This window comes from Lacticaseibacillus pantheris DSM 15945 = JCM 12539 = NBRC 106106 (genome assembly GCF_001591865.1).
Classification (GTDB): domain Bacteria; phylum Bacillota; class Bacilli; order Lactobacillales; family Lactobacillaceae; genus Lacticaseibacillus; species Lacticaseibacillus pantheris.
Map to the genome: position 1 here is coordinate 1 of NZ_BCVS01000040.1, position 18789 is coordinate 18789.

Sequence of the window (18789 nt, forward strand, 5' to 3'; positions counted from 1 at the left end):
AGAATAAACTCCAGTAATCACGCGAATATGCACTACAGATTTGTCTGGGGCTGTTCTACTATTTCAATTAGGGCTGTAAACTCCTTCGTAAACATAAGGATCAACATCTAACGTTGGTCGTACTAGCGTGGTCGCGGAGACCAGCCGCTCAACCGGAGCCACCACGCCAGTACGACCAGCCAATAGCAGCAATCACCGTTCCAGTCGGCTCAGCCCACCGACCAATTCACCCTGCTATGAACCCCACAATATTTTTAGCAACAAACAATCGGCTATCTTAATGTCGTGACCATAACTTTGATATCAGTGCCAGATTTACTAACAATCAGGGCAAATAATCACACTCTAAGGAACTGCAATTATCACAATGGATGGTAAACCAATGATGAAGTTGGTACGTGGTGGTGTAGGCAAATAGGGCTTAATCCGTGGCGGCTGTATACCCGTAGTTCTGTTGGAGCGAAGCGACGTACAGAATCAAATGATGGAAATCGAGCGGTTTTTGCTCGAGTTACATCATTCGCGGGAGGCCGGTACGGCCGGAGCGTGAGGCTCTCAGCTCCGACCACGGATTAAGCCCTATTTGCCGGAACCACCACGTACCAACATCCCCACCATTTCGTAAGCACTAACTAAAAGTATGGGGAAAAACTAGCGGCGCGCGCAGATAGTGTGTACACTGGTCAGGTATATAGAAAGGATAATGATCATGTTACATCAATACGAATTAACCATTATCGGCGGCGGCCCCGCAGGCATGTTCGCGGCTTTTTACGCCAGCATGCGTGGAGCGGACGTTTTACTAGTAGAAAGCACGGGCGAACTTGGCGGCCAGCCGGCAACCCAGTACCCACAAAAAATGATTTACGATATTGCCGGCATTGACGGTATTAACGGTGTGGACCTAACGGCGCGTTTAAGCGCGCAGATGGATCACTTCCACCCCAAAGTCCGGTTTGATACGCGTGTTGATGGCATCATTCCCGCCACGGATAGCAACCTAGATATCGATTGGATCAAAGTCGATGCAGACACACCGACGTCTGCGGCTAATCCTCACGGCTATGTGTTGCAAACGAATCACGAGCCGATTGCCACGCAGACCGTGCTGATTGCCACAGGTGGCGGCGCCTTTGCCCCTAGGCGTCTGGCCGTTGACTACCCCACCGACTGGGACGGCGACCGCATCATCTACACGGTGCGCGACCTGGCAGCCTTGCAGGGCCAAGATATTGCAATTGCCGGGGGCGGTGATTCCGCAATCGACTGGGCCCTAGCACTGGTCGACCAGGCATCATCCGTACACCTCATTCACCGACGCCAACAGTTTCGTGGACTAGAGAGCAGCGTTGCCCAGTTGCAACAAAGTGCCGTGGCCATCCACACCCCCTTTGTCATTAATGCACTGGACACCACAGCAACCGGCAAACTCGCCATCGACCTGCGCCCCATCCACGGTGACCAACACGAGCAGCTGGTGGTCGACCGTCTCCTGGTCAACTACGGCTTTGCTAGCGACAATAAGCAGCTACGGCGCTGGGACCTGAGCCTGGAACACAACCAGGTTGCGGTCGACCGTCTATACCAGACGTCGCGCCCCGGAGTGTTTGCAATCGGGGATGTTGTCACTTATCCCGGCAAAGTTAAACTGATTGCGAACGCATTCGGTGAGGCACCCATCGCGGTGGACGCCGCCCTCCGGACCATTCATCCGGACCTCCGCCAGCCGCCACACTCTGCAGCGGTCATTGGCCAGTAGTAGCGGGTAATCGACTGGCGGGTAGGCCCCCCAACCACGCGACCACGGACTGAAATCACCCCATCCCAGCCGCTCTTACCAAAACTTAACTCCCTCCGCCACCAAACTTCGTGTACAATCAGATGGTAGTATCAAATCTGGGAGGAAAAAATGTCAACACTCATTGATTTCGTGATTCACATTGACGCGCACCTCGTAAACATCGTCAACCAATTCGGCGGTTGGACTTACGCCATCCTGTTTGCCATCATCTTTATCGAAACAGGGGCCATCATCCTGCCGTTCTTGCCCGGCGATTCGCTGCTATTTGCCGCTAGCGCCCTTGCCGCCAACTCGGTCTATCACCTCAATATTTGGCTCTTCGTCTTCCTTTTTTTGGCGGCCTGCATCCTTGGTGATTCGTTGAATTTCCACGTGGCTAAGGGCTTAGGCAAAGCCGCCGTGAATAGTAAGTTCTTTGGCCGTTTTATCAACGAGGAAAAATTGCACGAGGCGGAAGGTTTGTTCGACCGTATGGGTGGATTTACCATCACGATTGCCCGCTTCATGCCCATCATCCGCACCTTCATCCCCTTTGTCGCGGGTAGCTCGACTATGGCCTACCGGCGTTTTCTACCGTACAACCTACTAGGAGCGGTCTCCTGGGTGACACTTTGCTGCGCTGCAGGATTCTGGTTTGGTAACTACCCTGTCGTCAAGGAGCACTTTAGCCTTGTCGTGATTGGGATTATCATCGTTTCACTAATCCCGATGATGGTGTCCGCGATTCGCGGTGCACGCCACAAAGCTGCAAATTAATTCAACAATCAATAAAGTAAATGACCAGGATGCCACCCGTTGAGCGGATAGCATCCTGGTCATTTTAATTACTGTTTTGGTTCGTCGTCATCATCATTCAAGTTATGCACTTCTCGTCGCGGTCCCTGCGAGTAGTCGCCATCGTCCCGCCAGCCCGGATCGTCATTCCTTGGCCCGGGGCGGTCTTGATGACGTCCGCCACCCGTTAGACTAGTTATCAGCCAAACGATTAACATCACCACCAGTAACGGTAACGCAATAAACTCAATGAGAAACCAGGCCACGCTCGCAAAAATACTGATAATTGCCGCAACTATGATGAAGATAATAATTGCCGCTAAACAGCCAAGAATTGGCATCGTCGTCCCTCCTAATTATCAAAGATTAATATATCCCCAGCACCCGTGCTCAGTGACAGGTTACCCGACTTTTCGCCCGAGCGGTTAAGGTCAACTTGACGGGCGTTTTCCGGGTTTGGTACGTCATGCGCCTGAAAGACTAGCCGGCCAAATTGGGTCTGCACGTGACCCGTAAGTGCGGCGTTGCGCGGTAGGCTGACACCAACGTTGCCGTTCACTGAGGCTCCCGTAATGGACTCGACCGGCGCATTCATATCCGCTCGCGCTACGCCGTTGACCGTCTGAAAGCGGAGTGCGTTGACCGTACCAATGACCGTTAAATCACCATTGACTGTGCTCATCACGGCATCTTGTGCCGCTAAATCACGAACGCTGATATCACCGTTCACGTTTTCCACTTCAAACATACTGGCCTTTAATGACCGCACCCGCAAATTGCCGTTCGCTAACTTGACGTAAAAATCCTGACCGGAGATTTCATCAAATGCCACGTCACCATTCAGTACTTGGGTATCAAAGTGGTCGTACTCACGCCGCGGCAACCGCACGTCCAGGTCAACCGTAATGCGCTTGTCCGGCACGCGGAACGACAGGCTGTCACCGTCGGCATGAATCACGCTCCGATCAGCCAATATCTGTGCTGGGTCACCATCGTTCCGACCATAGACCCGCACATCAGCCGTGATGTGTACCCCCGGCTCATCCCACGTACGGTAGTGTACCGAACCGTTAGCAACCTCAAAGGCCAACACGCTAGCAGTACAATCGGCAAAGTCAAAGGTTTTAGTCCCACGCCGGTTCTGACCACCCGGGAGGCGCCGTGCAACGTCGTGCCAGTCGACGTTGTCAATTACATCACGCATCGACCGCCGAAAAAGGTAACGTAACGGTCGCTTGCCGACAGTGGCCTGCTCTTCGTCACGTTCATCAGATGATGATGGTGTACCAGCCGCACCTTTGTTAGGGGTCCGCGTTTCCTCAGCCCGTAAAACGGCCTGCTCATTATGCTGCCGGACCCGGGCCGCCGTCGTCATGGTGGTTGCATCATCGCCATGCCAGTCGACCACAATGGTCCGTCCAGAACGGCCCGTCACGCCACCCTGCTTTGCAATATCCTCAAGTAACGTCAGGCCCTCTGCGCTGGAAATTACACCGCGCTTAATGAGGTCAATGATGCGCTCCCGGTCATTCATATGCGTACCCCCAAACTGAACTAAACCACACTTTATGATGTCTATATTATTGCATGTAGGGGTGAATTGGTGCATGGGTCCTAAGGCCGAGATTGCGGAATTGTTTATTTTTTAGAGGAAAGTAACGTTTTGGGATCGGCACCTTTACGGCGTTATTATCGCTGGCGGTGAATGCTACCGGACTCTCGCGTTATCCGTGCTTATTGAAATGAGCTGCGCAAGCCAGAAAGCGACATATAAGACACCAGCACCAAAAGACCAAGTTCGGGCCTTTCGGTGCTGGTGTCTTATACTCTGCTTTCTAAACGGCCTGCTCCGCTCTCTAAAAAAAAGAGGACCCGACCTAGTCGCGTCCCCCGCCGTCCCGTATACCCGCCTACTTGGCGTACTCAACGGTACGTTTTTCCCGAATAACCGTGACCTTAATGTGGCCAGGATACTCAAGTTCATCTTCAATTTTCTTACGGACATCACGTGCCAGTACTACCGATTGCTCATCAGTTAACTGGTCTGGAGCAACAACCACGCGAATTTCACGTCCCGCCTGAATGGCATAACTGTGATCGACGCCCTTAAAGTCATTGGCAATCTCTTCCAGTTTCTCCAAACGGTGGAGGTAATGTTCAAGTGATTCGCTCCGGGCACCCGGCCGAGCCGCAGAAATTGCATCTGCCGCCGCCACCAACACCGCAATGATGCTGGTTGGTTCCGTGTCCCCGTGATGTGACGCAATGGTGTTGATCACGACCTTAGGCTCATGGTACTTCTTCGCCACTTCAACGCCGATTTCAACGTGGGAACCGTCGACCTCGTGGTCCAACGCCTTCCCAATATCATGTAATAACCCCGCGCGTTTCGCTAAAGCTTCGTCCTGACCCAATTCGGCCGCCATGGCTCCCGCCAACTTGGCAACCTGAACGGAGTGGTCCAGAACGTTTTGACCGTAACTAGTCCGATAGTGCATCCGGCCGAGAATCTTAATCAGGTCCGGGTGCATCTTGTGAATACCCAAATCAAAGATGGTCTGTTCACCAAACTCGCGAATCTGGTCGTCAATTTCCTTACGGGCCTTGTCGACCATTTCTTCAATTCGTGCTGGATGAATGCGTCCATCCTTAATGAGTTTTTCCAAAGCCAGACGGGCCACTTCCCGGCGAACCGGGTCGAAGCCTGACAGAACCACCGTTTCTGGTGTGTCATCGATAATAATATCAATACCCGTCAACGTCTCTAAAGTACGGATGTTCCGACCCTCACGGCCAATAATGCGGCCCTTCATGTCATCGTTAGGCAGGTTGACCACCGTCACCGTGGCGTCTGAAACGACGTCCGCCGCGCTCATCTGGATGGCATCGGCAATAATTGCCCGCGCCGTCCGGTCAGCAGTGGCCTTGGCCTCATCCTCACTGTCTTTGATCATCAGTGCCTGGTCATGAGCTAACTCATTCCTAGTCTGGGCAAGAATTTCCTCGCGCGCATCGTCGGTTGAAAGGCCGGCAATCCGCTCCAGTTCGGCACGTTGCACCTCGTCACTCTTATCGAGTTTGGCTGCCCGTGCGTTTAATTCCTGCTCACGATCCTTTAAGTGGTTATCGCGATCCGTTAAGCTTTGTTCCTTCCGGTCCAAAGTGTCGTCACGCTTATCCAGGCTTTCCTCACGACTAAGTAGGCGGTTTTCGGATTTTTGGACCTCACTCCGCCGTTCCTTTAATTCGTCCTCAACCTGGGTTCGGTAACGGGTCGTTTCTTCCTTGGCTTCAAGAACCTTTTCCTTCTTCAAGGTTGCGGCTTCTTTTTCAGCCGCTGCGATAATACCCGTTGCCGTACCGGTGGCTTGGTCTAATTTGGTTTCATACCAGTTTTTGCGTAATGCATAACCGATTACTAAACCAATAGCTAAAGCGATGATTGCGGCAAGGGCTATCGCGATCAGAGTTACTGAACTCACGTTTTCACCTCCGCATCATCTAAATTGTGCAAATTTCAGATGCTAGTTTAAATTTTTAAAGATTATTACAGCTATTAAGTTTAACCTTGTCTAATAGGTGTGTCAACTTTCTAAGCCCGTCACCGCGGGAATTAAACCGCTTGCAAAGCCGCGCTAACGGCATTAAATTCCCGGTACTCTAGGCAATACCCCAACGTTACCCACTTCGTAAAAAAATATTACGCAGATAATTGCGGCCGTTATCCAATTAAAAAAGTGCTGCCTCAGCGGCAACACTTTCACAGACTATCAGTCATTTTTCACGTGGTTATACGTACCCTAAACCAACGTCTCAGGGTCCGAAGTCTTCTTCTTGTCCTTCGTACCCCCGGCAAGTTCTTCAGTCTCTTCCTCGACACTTTCACCCATGCCGTCCATGTCGTACGCAGACCGCACTTTGAGGCGAATCTCGTCCTTCATGTCGGGGTGCTCATCCAGGTAGTTCTTGGTCTTCTCACGGCCTTGACCAATACGGTCCTCGCCGTAGCTGTACCAAGAACCACTCTTCTGCATAATTTCCTTATCTACGGCCATATCGACAATTTCACCAGTCTGGGAGAAACCGTGCCCGTACATAATGTCCACTTCAGCCAATCGGAATGGCGGTGCCACTTTGTTCTTGACAACCTTAATCTTGGTGCGGTTACCAATTACCACGCCGTCTTCCTTGATCTGCTCCGCACGCCGCACTTCCAAACGCACGGTCGCGTAGAACTTCAGAGCACGCCCACCAGGCGTGGTTTCGGGGTTACCGAACATCACCCCAACCTTTTCACGAATCTGGTTAATGAAGATGGCAATCGTCTTCGTCTTGTTAATCTGACCGGAAAGCTTGCGCAGGGCCTGCGACATCATGCGGGCCTGGAGCCCAACGTGCGCATCCCCCATCTCACCATCAATTTCCGCCTGTGGCACCAATGCGGCCACGGAATCGATAATGAGAATGTCGATGGCACCACTAGAAACCAGCGCATCGGCAATTTCCAGCCCCTGCTCACCGGTATCTGGCTGGGAAAGCAATAAGTCGTCAATGTTGACCCCCAAAGCGGTAGCGTATTTCGGGTCCATCGCGTTTTCAGCATCGATGTACGCGGCGGTACCACCCTGTTTCTGAACCTCAGCCACGGCATGCAAAGCCAACGTGGTCTTACCAGAACTTTCTGGTCCGTACACTTCGATAATCCGTCCACGAGGAAAACCGCCGACACCCAAAGCGTTATCGAGGGCTAGGGAGCCTGAGGATACGGTCGACACGCGGGTATCGGACTTGTCGCCCATCCGCATAATCGAACCCTTACCAAAGTTCTTTTCAATCTTCTTTAGCGCCGTCTGCAATGCCGCCTGACGTGCGGCCTGTTCCTTTGTTTCGCCTTTATCAGCCACAATACGGCCTCCTTCGTTTCACATTTATCACTACAACCATCATACCGGTCAGTTCACCTAATTACAAGCAAAAATCGAACAAATGTTCCCACGACAATAATTTATTTTTTAAGTGCTTGTAACACCATGAGTAATGCTGACTTAACCGCCCGGCCCCGGACATCATTACGACTACCCTGGAAATGAAACTCCGTGGCGGTGACGTGATCACCAACCGCTAAGCCAATCCATACCGTACCCGCGGGGTGTCCCTCCAGGCCATCGGGACCAGCCACGCCGGTCAAACCGACGCCGATATCGGCACCCAGCGTTCGTTGCGCCCCTGTTGCCATTGCTTGGGCAGTGGCGGCACTCACAACACCATCACTCGCAATCACGTCGGCGTCAACACCCACCAACTGCTCTTTGGCCGACGGAGCATAGGTCACAAAGCCACCGTTCAGCACGTTCGACGCTCCCGCCACGCTACCTAGCGCGGATTGAAAGGCCCCGGCAGTTAGACTCTCCGCCGCAGTAATGGTTGCCCCAGCGTCTTCGAGTGCATGCACCACGTGGGCTGCAAGGGTTTTATCACCGCTCCCGTAGTAGTACTGACCAATCCGCTGAAGAATCCCGGTCCGCATTGGTGCAATCATCGCCTGCGCGTCCTCGTCGTTATCTGCCCGCGCGGTTAAACGTAACTCCACCTCATAGTCACCAATGTAGGGTGCAACGGTTGGGTTACCTTGTTCGGCGATAATGTCACCAATCTCGGTGACCAGCGCGGATTCACCTAAACCAAAAAAGTGCATGGTTTCACTGGCCAGTACCTGTTGCTGCTGCCCCGCAAGTAAGGGCACCAGCTCTTTATCCACCATCATTTTGAATTCACGCGGCGGTCCGGGCAACAAGACGTATCGGTGTCCCCCGTCCTCCATAAATGCACCCACGGCTAACCCGTTGTGATTAGTTAACGGAGTCGCACCTGACGGCAACATTGCTTGGACCAAATTGTTCGGCGTGAGGGCCTGCTGCTTGCGCTTGGCCATGGCTACCAACTTATCGTGGTGGTTGGCATCCGTCACCAACTCGCGGCCCAAGTGTGCCGCCAACGTTTGCTTCGTTAGATCGTCAGGCGTGGGGCCAAGGCCCCCCATCAGGACGATGATATCGCTACGCTTTTCCGCAACGGTAATCGCCCCGTCTAACCGTTTTTGATTATCGCCCACCACCTGCTGGTACCGACTACCGATACCCAGATGGGCCAACGTCCGCGCTAAATACGCAGCGTTGGTGTTCACAATCTGTCCTAACAGCATTTCCGTACCTACAGCAATTAATTCCGCGTTCATGGCTACCCCCTTGAATAGTTATTTCGCATTTCCACTTAGTTTAGCACAATTAAATTTGGCCTCGGCCAAACTTTTTTGGTCGGCATATTTGCCCAAGTTGGGCAGTAACGGCCCCCACTTTGCCCTTAATACTGCCAACAGTACTCATCACCAGAACAAGCTTGGGCCAGCGGAAACTGTCCACTGGCCCAAGCTTGTTCATGGCGGGCTCAAAACCTACGATAACACCCACCGCATAATCGGTTGATTAAATTTAGAAACTATCGGCAAAGACGCCGCGGTTCTTGTAGAAATATTCGACCCCCGAGTAAATGGTGAAGAACACCGCTACGTAGAAGAAAATCTGGGCCAACGGGAAACCGATGGCGGCAAAGCCGACGTTGTTCAACAATAGCAAAATGATGGCAATCATCTGCGTCGTGGTTTTAATCTTACCCGGCCATGCCGCTGCCAGCACTTCACCCTCGTTGGATAGCAACAACCTTAACCCAGTCACTGCCAGTTCCCGCCATAAAATAATGGCAACCGCCCACGCCGGAACGCTTCCCTGCACTGCCAGGAAAATGAAGGCCGTGATGACCAGCAGTTTGTCAGCCAATGGGTCGGCAAACTTGCCGAAGTTCGTGACTAGGTGGTTCCGCCGCGCAATCTGACCGTCAGCAAAGTCCGTCAGGGACGCCACCACGAAAATAGCCATAGCAACGATAGCACTCACCGCAATCCGCGTGCCCATCCAGGTAACGGTACCCATGGGCCAACCCAACGCTAAAACTAGAGTAAAGATGGGAATTAAAATAATGCGCATCATGGTTAATTTATTCGGTAAATTCACAAAAATTCCTCCCAAAACGAAGTTCGTTTATTGGCCGGTCCCGACCTGCAACCGGCCACCAGCGCAATTATACCCGTAAACAGAACGTCACGCACCAGACAATCCGCCCGATACGTGACCATTCTGCAAACTACTCAATTATTAATTACTGCCTGAAGCGTCAAAGGTGAGTGTCTGCACAACACTTGTGCTGGACTTAAGGGCCGCCTTCTTACCGTTGATAGTCACACTGGTAGCCGGAGCGTTACCGGTGCTGACCGTAAATGCGGTCGTACCACTAGCGAGGCTCACCGTATGCGACTTGCCAGACTCCAGCGTCCCCTGCCAGGTAGTTGTCCCGGACACACTAACACTAACCCAGGCGGTACCAGATGAAGCTTTAAGCGTCACCTTGTTGCCACTATTCGGGAAGTGACTCAGAGTAAAGTTCTGGGTACTCCCCGAGACACTCGGCTTAGAAATACTAAACTTACTGCTTGATTTCTTGCTAGTCGTCTTCTTGCTGCTCGACTTGGACGCTGCCTTGTTGCTAGAGCTACTGCTAGTCTTACTGCTGCTAGAACTGCTCTTGCTACTCGACTTCTTGCTGGAAGCAATACTGTCAGAATCATCCTTAGTGCTGGACTTAGAGACCGGAATATCGCTGGTCGTATCATTTGACCGTTGTGACGTTAAAGTCAGTCCGTACACAACCGCAATGATGACCACCGCGGCCACCGCGATAATGATTTGCGGCAGGAAGCGCCGTAACCGAGCTCCCCGACTTTGCGGCTTAGTGGTTGTCCGTGTGGGGCTATCCTCTGGATCAGGCACCACGTTTTCCGGCTTGACCTCGGGAATATCCTGCTGGTACTGCTCCATCAAGGCCGCCGCATCCAGTCCGACAACCTGGGCGTACTGCTTGATAAACGCACGCACGTAGAAATCGCCAGGCAGGGCGTCGAAGTGCCCCTCCTCAATTGCAATCAAGTAGCGTTTTTGAATCTTAGTAATCTGCTGCAGATCGTCAAGCGTGTAGCCCTTCTCTAATCGTGCTTCACGAAGCTTCTGGCCGATCTCGTCCATAATTTATATCCTCACCCGTTTACATAGTTTCATCACTAGTAAGTCTAACATACTGCACCAGCTTCTTGAATTAAGAAATGGTTATATCCCTAGGCTTTTAGCGTAACCAACCGCCCGTTACGTTTAACGTTTGCCCAGTTAAATAACCGGCGCTTTCTGAAATCAAAGTGTTGATAAAGAACGCAATGTCTGCTGGCTGGGCCAAGCGTTGCGCCGGAATGTCCTCCGTGACCGCATCCAAAGCCGCACGGCCAAACTCCGCGTTCATCTTAGTATCCACCGCACCCGGAGCCACAACGTTCACCGTAATGCCCAGGCTGGCAACCTCCTGGGCGTACGCGTGGGCAAAGGCCGACTGCGCCCCTTTGACCGTACTGTAGCCCACCTCCATCGGTGAACCAGCCTCGCCGTAGACCGACCCAACAAACACGATGCGCCCGTGGCCACTGACCGCCAACTTGTCCTGTAGTTGCCGGATGACGGCCATGGGGGTTAACAGGTGCACCCGCAACAAGTTCGTCAAGTGCTCGACGGTCGTGTCGGCAAACAACTCGTAGTACGTCATCCCCGCCGCAACCACCACCGCATCAACGCTAAAAAGTTGCTGCACAATCGCGTCCGCTGACTGCACGTCGGTCAGGTCCGCCCGTACCGTCAGGAAATCCTGATGGGGGTATGCCGCAGCCAATTCAGCCGTCAGCGCATTAATGCGGTCCTCGTTATTGTGAAAGTGGAGGTACAGGCTCCATCCCTGCTTCGCCAATTCGCGGGCCGTAGCGGCTCCGATGTCGCCGGATGCGCCTAAAATTAACGCCGTGCTCATGCCTCTTCCTCCGTAGCGGGCAGCATGTGCAGAATGGTCACCCCATCGTCGTTTACCAGCTGCCGTCCCGCGGCCACCACCTCGTCCAGACGCATGTCCGCCATGATGGCCGGATAATCAAACATGTTGGTGGTACCAAATGCTCGGCTCGCCAGCTGATTGGCAATAGTCTCCAGCGAATTTAATGACGCAAAGTACTTGCCTAATGAAGCTTTGACCAAGCGGGCCAACCGGTCGGCATTCACGTCGGGATTATCCTCAAACCCGTGCAGAGCCTGCATAATGGCGTTCGTCATGCGGTTAGGGTCAGTCGCATCCCCACTAAACAACGCAAAGTTATACCCGCGGCCAACGGTAAATTCGTAACCAAAGGTATCATCAATCACACCCGTGTCGTACCAGTCAGCGTACGTGTGGCCTGAATCACCAAAGATGAGTTCCAGGAATAACCGCGTGGCGAGCTCCAACCGCAACCCCGCGGCGTCCTCACCAATCGACGTGGCACCCTTAAGGCCAACGTAGCCCTTGGGCCGCACGATGTCCATCCGCTTCACACTATACGGCTGAACCACACTCAAATCATAATCACTGTGGGTGATGCGATCTTGTGGAGCAACGACTTCAGCTTTGCCCGCCTGGTTGTCAGCCACTACCCGGATCAGTTCATCGGCGTCAAAGTTGCCGACTACCGTTAAGACCATGTTGGTCGGGTGGTAAAAAGCGGCATGCATTGCCCGGAGAATATCGGGCGTGATCTCACTAATCGACGCCACCGTGCCCGCAATGTCTTGACTCAACGGGTGGTTCGGGTACAGGTTGGCCAACACGCTGGTATAAGCACGCCAACCGGGATCATCGTCGTACATCTGAATTTCCTGACCAATAATCCCCTGCTCCTTGGCCACCGTCGCGTCCGTAAAGTACGGATCCTGGACAAAGTCGAGCAGGATTTCCACGTTGTGCATCACGTTACGCGTGGTTGAGAACAGGTAGTTGGTCTTGGTGGCGCTAGTAAAGGCGTTCGCGGACGCCCCACTGGCCCCAAACAGGTCGAAGGCGTCATAGTCAGCTTTGTCAAAAAGTTTGTGTTCCAGAAAGTGCGCCGTCCCCGCGGGCACAACCACGGGTTCAGCATCAGCCTGCAACCGCACCTGATCATCCACCGCCCCAAAATTAGTGGTGAACACAGCGTAGGTCTTGTGATAATCGGGCTTGACTACCAACTGCAACCGTAACCCGTTAGGTAGGGTCACCCGCCGTAGGGACTCACCCGCGTCCGCATACTGTTTGGTCGAATCGTCCATTATTGTTCCTCCCCATCAAGAAAGTACACCGCCTGGAGCTTGAACGTGGCGGCCGCTGCAGCCACGTCTTCCCGCGTAACGGCCTCGACCCGCGCACTAAAGGTCGCTAGATCAATTGCCGCTGCTGGCTGTAGTGCTGCGGTTAACGCTTGATTCATCAGGAACCGCTGGCTGTCCAGCGCTGATTCCCGACCGTTCAAAATTTCGTCCTTAATGGTCCGGAGCATTTCATCCGTAAAGTCGCCGCGTACCACGGTAGCCAGTTGCTCCGCGATGAGCGCCTCGGCGGCCGAGCGATTCTCAGCTTCAATTCCAGTTTGAACCATCATGAAATGACGCCGCTGGTTCAGGCTGGAGCTAGCAAAGTAGGCCAGGCTCGCCTTTTCCCGTACGTTCCGGAAAAGCAGTGATAGCGGTGAGCCACCAAATAGCTGGTTAGCTACCATGCTGGCAAAGTACTGGGGCCCGCAATCGTCACTCTCTACGTGGTAGCCCAAGTTTAGCTTTGCCTGTTGCACCGCCGCCTGCTCGTGGACGCGCCGTACCGGCAACTGCACTGGTTGGTCGTAACCCGTGCTCAGTTCGACCGTGCGCGCCGCAAATCCCAGTTGTTTTGCCAACGGCATCACGGTATCAACCGTGACCGGCCCCAACACAATGATTTCAATCGCGTCATGGGCAATGGCATCGTGATAAACAGCGGTCAACGTTGCGGGGTCAATACCGTCAATATCTTCGGGCTCCCCAAAGCTAGGGGCGGCCTGAACGGCATCATCGAAGTAACTGTGTTGTAACGCCAAGGCCGCCTGGGTGCCCCGGTCCTCCTTTAACGACGCCAAGTACATGAGCATATTATCCCGCTCACGTTCGACGGTTGCGGGATCCAGCGTGTCACCCGCCATCAACGGCCGCATTAATACGGATTGCAGGAAAGCAAAGGCGTCTGGTAGCAGTGAATGGTCGGTGTACTGATCATTCAGCACGCTGATCGCCGCCCCCATCCGGTGCACCGCGCCTTCACGCGCAACGCCAAAGCCGAAGCTGGCACCGTACATCTCTTCCAGACGGGCAGATAGTTGGTCCTGCGTGGGGTAATCGGCACTGTTAGTTTCCAGCACGCTGGTGAGCAACGCACGCCGCCCACTTTGCTGTGCCCGTAACGGGGCCAAAAACTGGACGTTAATGCGGGTAGTTTTAAATTGATTAGATTCAATTACGTTAAGGTACACACCATCAGTAATTTTTGTTCGCAAACTATTCTCCTTTATTAGGCCACGTTATTCGCTTTGACCATCCTTGTCGCCCTGATCATCCGCAGGCTTGGCAAAAACCTGCCGGGGTTTGCTCCCCTGACTAGGCCCAATGTAGCCGCGATTCTCCAAGTCGTCAATTAACCGGGCGGCCCGGTTATAACCAATCCGGAAACGTCGCTGGAGCATCGAAGTGCTGGCTCCCTGCTTCTGGGCGACGAAGGCCAACGCCTCGTCGAAGAGGTCGTCCTCAGCATCGCCCTGATCGTCAGGTTGCTCATCCTCAGCAGTCGGGATCATCGATTCATCGTAAGCCGGGGCCACCTGGTCGGTAATAAACTTCACGATGGCTTCCACGTCGGCCGACGGGATGTACGCGCCCTGGACTCGCTGTGGTTTGTTCATATCAATTGGGTCGTACAGCATGTCCCCACGACCCAGCAACTTTTCCGCACCGTTCATATCCAGGATGGTTCGGGAGTCAACCCCACTGGACACGGCAAAGGCAATCCGGGACGGGATGTTGGCCTTGATGAGACCAGTGATAACGTCAACGGATGGCCGTTGAGTCGCAATAATCATGTGAATACCGGCGGCCCGGGCCATCTGGCCAATCCGAATAATGGCGGTTTCGACTTCGGAACCAGCCACCATCATTAAGTCGGCCAATTCGTCAATAATGACCACAATGAACGGCATCTTAGGCACATTGCCGTCCGGATCCTGGTTGACTTTGCGGTTAAACTCCTCCATGTTCCGGACGCCGGCAGCCGAGAAGGCCTCGTAACGCCGTTCCATTTCCTTGAGGATTTTATTCAAAGCCGCCGGCGCCCGCTTGGCCTCAGTCACTACTGGGGCTAGCAAGTGCGGAATACCGTCGTAAATGGACAGCTCCACCTTCTTAGGGTCAATCAGCATCATCCGTACATCCGTTGGCTTGGTGGTCATCAACAGGCTGGTAATAATGACGTTAATCATCACTGATTTACCCGAGCCAGTGGCCCCCGCAATCAGTAGGTGCGGCATCTTGGCCAGGTCGCTAGTGACAATTTCACCAGTAACGGTCTTACCCAGCGGCACCACCAACGGTTTGTTCGGGTGTTGCTTGACTGCAGAGAATACTTCCTGGTACCCAACGGTCGCCACGTGGGCGTTAGGTACCTCAATCCCAATCAAACTTTTACCCGGAATCGGGGCCTCAATACGAATGTCCTTCGCCGCTAACGCGAGGGCCAAGTCGTCGGTCAGGTTCACAATTTTGGATACCTTCACCCCTACTGCGGGCTCAATTTCATACTTAGTAATGGAAGGACCGAGACTGGCAGACTTCACGGTGACGTCCACGCCGAAGCTCTTGAAGGTTGCCTCCAGTTTGGTACGGTTCTTCTGAATGTCACTTAATTCTTCCGACTGGTCAACCGGCTGCGGCTGGGACAATAAATCGACCGATGGCAGTTGGTAATCATCGGTGGGTTCACCAGTTTGGGCAAAGGCGTCGTCGTAAGACAGTTGCTCGGCGTGTTCATCCTGCGCGTGCTCGGAGGCGGCCGGTGTTGGCACCGTCATGCTGGGTGCAACTTTGCTCGTCGGGGCCGCAGAGGACGGCACGTTGATGTGAAAATCGTCGTCCGCAACGGGACTATCAACCTGTCCGACCAATGGTTCGTCGTGATCATGCGGAGTTGGTAAAGGTTTGTCGGTACTACCAGCAGCGGCTTTGTCCGCCTTACGCGCCTGAGCCTCAGCACGTTTTTGCTTGCGGCTGGCGTTACGTTTATCCGCCGCATCGTCATCATCGGCCTGGGCGTCATGCTCATCACGCCAGTTGACATAGGTATCACGGATTCGACGACCGCCCTCAGCAATCCACGCACCAAAGCTTTGCAACGCGTCGAATAACTGTGCGGGCGTGACGCCGAGAAAAATCATTACGCCGGCGAGGATGGCAATCCCGGCCACAATGAAGGAGCCCAGCGAAGACACTAGGGCGTACGTCAAAGTATAAATGGCGCTGCTAATTTGTCCACCACCAATCGGATTGGCGGTAGTCAGCTGCTGGAAGTCGGCCTTCAAAATGGTCCACGACGCCGACATAAAGTGGCTATGTACCGCTAACTGGTTCATGGTCGAGGCCGTTAGCCATAGAAGCACACCGACGTATAAAACGGCGACGCCCCACCAGACGCGGCGCTTAATCCGCGGCATCTTGCCGGTAAACAGCAGCCACGCACCCAGGATAGCGAGAAGCCAGGCCGCGACCACAAAGGTATCGCCGACAACAATCCGTAACATGTTGGCAAAGGTGACACCAACGAGGCCCAGCTGGGTCGCGGTCAGCACGCTCACAAGTAGTAGAATTGCCCCTACCCAATTAAGTGTGTATTCCCCGCCAGCTGTGCGCTTGGTGGTCGATTTTCGTGCAGTAGTTGTTTTGCGGCGTCTGTTTGCCATGGCTTAGTGCCCCCATTTCTCTAATCGATTATACAAGACTTCGCGCCCACTGTCGCATTCAACGGTGCGGGGTTGGCGGCGGAGATAAATTCCGGCTTGGTGGGCACTCCACGGTGGCCGCTGTTAGGGCGAAGCCTACAACCGGCAAACCCCGGCCGGTTTCCGGCGCGATTCCAAGCTTGTCCGGAAAAACCACCGGCCAATCTTGGAATTCGTCGCGCCGTAAGTCGCCTGCGGCTCCAACGGCGGCAAGCCCCCTGACAGCGGCCCCCGTTCCGGCCCAGTCGCCTACATTTATCCCCGCCGCCAACCACTCACTGTCAAGTTTACGTACAATTGGGGGTGGTCCTGCGACAGTGGCGCCTAACCGGGGTGAAGGCGTCGTGACCGGAGACGCTGTTGCTACGACCCCGAAGCGCTGTTGGAAATTAGTGCCAGTTGTGCGTCAACACTTACTGGCACTTATTGACGTACAGCGGCAAATAATTGCGCCTGAGTGATTTTTCTCAGGCGCAATTATTCGTGGGAAGCCCGGAACGGGCTGGAGCGTGCGGGTGAAGCAATAGCGGCGCAGGTCGCGTAAGCCGCAACCCCGGTTATGCCCCGCCACCATACTCCCACGACAAAAATGAGCGCTACCAGTGGTTGGTAACGCCCGGACGTACGTTTACTTGAGTTTGTCGTGTGGGTAGGCGTGTACTCGTTCCAGCCCCGCAAAGTTTTGTTGCCGCAGCGCTTCGTAGATGACTAGCGCGGCGCAGTTGGATAGGTTCAACGCCCTGATGCCGTCAGTCATGGGAATCCGCAAACACCGGTCCGCATATTCTCGTAAGAATGGTTCCGGCAACCCCGTCGTTTCTTTGCCAAACATGAAGTACTGCTCCCCGTCGGTCGCCGATAAATCGCGGTCCGAATACGTGGTGTCGGCAAACTTTGTAATCAAATGCAGGCGGTCACGGTCCTGCACCGTTGCCATAAAGTCTTCCAGACTATCATGAAACACTAGCTGCAGTTTATCCCAGTAGTCCAAACCGGCCCGCTTGACGTTGTGGTCATTAATTTCAAACTTCATCGGCTTGATGATATCCAAAATTGCCCCAGTACCCACGCACGTCCGCGCAATGTTCCCGGTATTTTGTGGTATTTCTGGTTGGTATAAAACAATATGATTCGTCAATGTTGTTACTTCCTTTTAAAAATATTTGTGCCGCCAAAAATCAATGCTGATTGCGGCCGCAATGATAACGGATATAAAGATTGTGATGGCCCAACTGAGCGCCGAATGGGAGAACGGTAACGCCACGTTCATGCCATAAAAAGAGAAGACCAGGGTGGGAATTGTCAAAATAATGGAGTAACTCGTTAGGAACTTCATCACGCTGTTCATGTTATTACTAATGATGGATGAGTATGTATCCGCAGTTTCTTTAATAATGGAGTTACTAATCTGCGACATCTCCGTAGCCTGCTGGATTTCAATGCCGATGTCTTCCAACAAATCCTGTTCATCCTCCGCCAAACCCAGCTGGTGGGTCCGACCAAGATTATCCAGCACATTTTTATTCGTCCTCAAACTCATCATGAAGTAGACCAAGCTGCGCTGGATACCCATCAATCCGTACAGATCCTCGTTGCGTAGCGTCTTCTGCAACTTTGCCTCCGTCCGTTCACGTTCCTTGTTCATGTCACGCAGGTACGCCAAGTAACTAACGCTGACCTGGTACATCATCTGCAGCACCGCCAGCATCCCGCGCGCCGGGTTGAAACCTGCAATTTTACCCTCCACAAACATTTGTAGAAGCGGCACCTGCTCATCATGCAAAGTCACAATGCAGTCGGGCGTGATGATCATCGCTAGCGGGATGGTCTTGTAACTGTACCGTTGGTGTTCGTGGGCGACCACCGTCGGCATATCGTAAATAATCAGGCCACTGTCGTTGTCCTCGTCGAACTCAAACCGGGCCCCCTCATCAGGGTCGAGCCCATACAATAGAAAGTCTTCCGGCACGTGCGCCTCATGCAATAGACGCGTACGCTCGTCGGCATCTGGGGCAACCACATTGATCCACGTTCCAGGCGCAATGGTTTTGACAGGGTACAACGACCCAGCCGCATTGCGCCGATATACGTCCAACATTGCGTGTCCTCCTCGAAAAGATTGATACACCAATTGTACGGCACCCAGGTGGAAAAGTCAGGTGGCAACAGCCTTGTGGTGGGTTGAACGCGCGGGTGGCCTTTGGGACTGCGGCTT

The 18789-nt window shown here is 53.5% G+C and carries 15 protein-coding genes; 2 read left to right on the plus strand and 13 right to left on the minus strand.

The genetic code is table 11. The features are described 5' to 3' along the window. Positions 1-703 precede the first annotated feature (703 nt). Both LPA02S_RS05785 and LPA02S_RS05790 read left to right on the plus strand, forming a co-directional pair. Entirely contained in the window at positions 704-1759 is a 1056-nt protein-coding gene (locus tag LPA02S_RS05785; protein WP_082607861.1) for an NAD(P)/FAD-dependent oxidoreductase, read from the plus strand. 150 nt (positions 1760-1909) lie between these two features. Beyond that, the gene (locus LPA02S_RS05790; RefSeq protein ID WP_056956516.1) at positions 1910-2557 is read left to right on the plus strand and encodes a VTT domain-containing protein; all 648 of its coding nucleotides are present in this window, start codon (positions 1910-1912) and stop codon (positions 2555-2557) included. 68 nt (positions 2558-2625) lie between these two features. On the opposite strand, the gene LPA02S_RS05795 is transcribed toward LPA02S_RS05790, so the two are convergent. The 13 genes from LPA02S_RS05795 to LPA02S_RS05855 all read right to left on the minus strand — a co-directional run bounded on the left by LPA02S_RS05795 (position 2626) and on the right by LPA02S_RS05855 (position 18672). Further along, positions 2626-2916, minus strand: coding sequence for a hypothetical protein (locus LPA02S_RS05795; RefSeq protein ID WP_054648601.1), 291 nt, complete (start codon positions 2914-2916; stop codon positions 2626-2628). 11 nt (positions 2917-2927) lie between these two features. Continuing rightward, a complete protein-coding gene (locus tag LPA02S_RS05800) occupies positions 2928-4109 on the minus strand; it encodes a DUF4097 family beta strand repeat-containing protein (RefSeq protein WP_056956515.1) in 1182 nt (393 codons plus the stop codon). Between the two features lie 376 nt (positions 4110-4485). Continuing rightward, a complete protein-coding gene (gene rny, locus LPA02S_RS05805; RefSeq protein ID WP_056956514.1) occupies positions 4486-6057 on the minus strand; it encodes a ribonuclease Y in 1572 nt (523 codons plus the stop codon). Between the two features lie 318 nt (positions 6058-6375). Further along, positions 6376-7479 (minus strand): recombinase RecA, encoded by a 1104-nt coding sequence (gene recA / locus LPA02S_RS05810; protein WP_054648597.1) that lies wholly within the window; start codon positions 7477-7479, stop codon positions 6376-6378. A 101-nt stretch (positions 7480-7580) separates the two neighbouring features. After that, positions 7581-8810: a competence/damage-inducible protein A gene (locus LPA02S_RS05815; protein ID WP_056956513.1), complete on the minus strand. Its 1230-nt coding sequence runs from the start codon at positions 8808-8810 to the stop codon at positions 7581-7583. A gap of 253 nt (positions 8811-9063) precedes the next feature. Then, positions 9064-9642 carry a CDP-diacylglycerol--glycerol-3-phosphate 3-phosphatidyltransferase gene (gene pgsA / locus LPA02S_RS05820; RefSeq protein ID WP_056956512.1) on the minus strand — a complete coding sequence of 193 codons (579 nt, stop codon included), beginning with the start codon at positions 9640-9642 and terminating at the stop codon, positions 9064-9066. A 141-nt stretch (positions 9643-9783) separates the two neighbouring features. Beyond that, positions 9784-10707 (minus strand): helix-turn-helix domain-containing protein, encoded by a 924-nt coding sequence (locus tag LPA02S_RS05825; protein ID WP_054648592.1) that lies wholly within the window; start codon positions 10705-10707, stop codon positions 9784-9786. 97 nt (positions 10708-10804) lie between these two features. Further along, positions 10805-11530 carry an elongation factor P 5-aminopentanone reductase gene (gene ymfI, locus LPA02S_RS05830; RefSeq protein WP_054648591.1) on the minus strand — a complete coding sequence of 242 codons (726 nt, stop codon included), beginning with the start codon at positions 11528-11530 and terminating at the stop codon, positions 10805-10807. Then, entirely contained in the window at positions 11527-12834 is a 1308-nt protein-coding gene (gene yfmH / locus LPA02S_RS05835; protein WP_056956511.1) for an EF-P 5-aminopentanol modification-associated protein YfmH, read from the minus strand. The genes ymfI and yfmH overlap by 4 nt, the downstream gene beginning before the upstream one ends. Continuing rightward, positions 12834-14087, minus strand: a complete 1254-nt coding sequence (gene yfmF / locus LPA02S_RS05840) for an EF-P 5-aminopentanol modification-associated protein YfmF (protein ID WP_056956510.1) — start codon at positions 14085-14087, stop codon at positions 12834-12836. The genes yfmH and yfmF overlap by 1 nt, the downstream gene beginning before the upstream one ends. 24 nt (positions 14088-14111) lie before the next feature. Then, positions 14112-16535 (minus strand): FtsK/SpoIIIE family DNA translocase, encoded by a 2424-nt coding sequence (locus LPA02S_RS05845; RefSeq protein ID WP_056956509.1) that lies wholly within the window; start codon positions 16533-16535, stop codon positions 14112-14114. Positions 16536-17202: 667 nt separating this feature from the next. Beyond that, on the minus strand, positions 17203-17712 hold the full coding sequence (locus tag LPA02S_RS05850) for a tRNA (cytidine(34)-2'-O)-methyltransferase (RefSeq protein WP_054648588.1): 510 nt from the start codon (positions 17710-17712) through the stop codon (positions 17203-17205). A 15-nt stretch (positions 17713-17727) separates the two neighbouring features. After that, entirely contained in the window at positions 17728-18672 is a 945-nt protein-coding gene (locus tag LPA02S_RS05855; protein WP_054648586.1) for a magnesium transporter CorA family protein, read from the minus strand. Between the last annotated feature and the right edge of the window lie 117 nt (positions 18673-18789).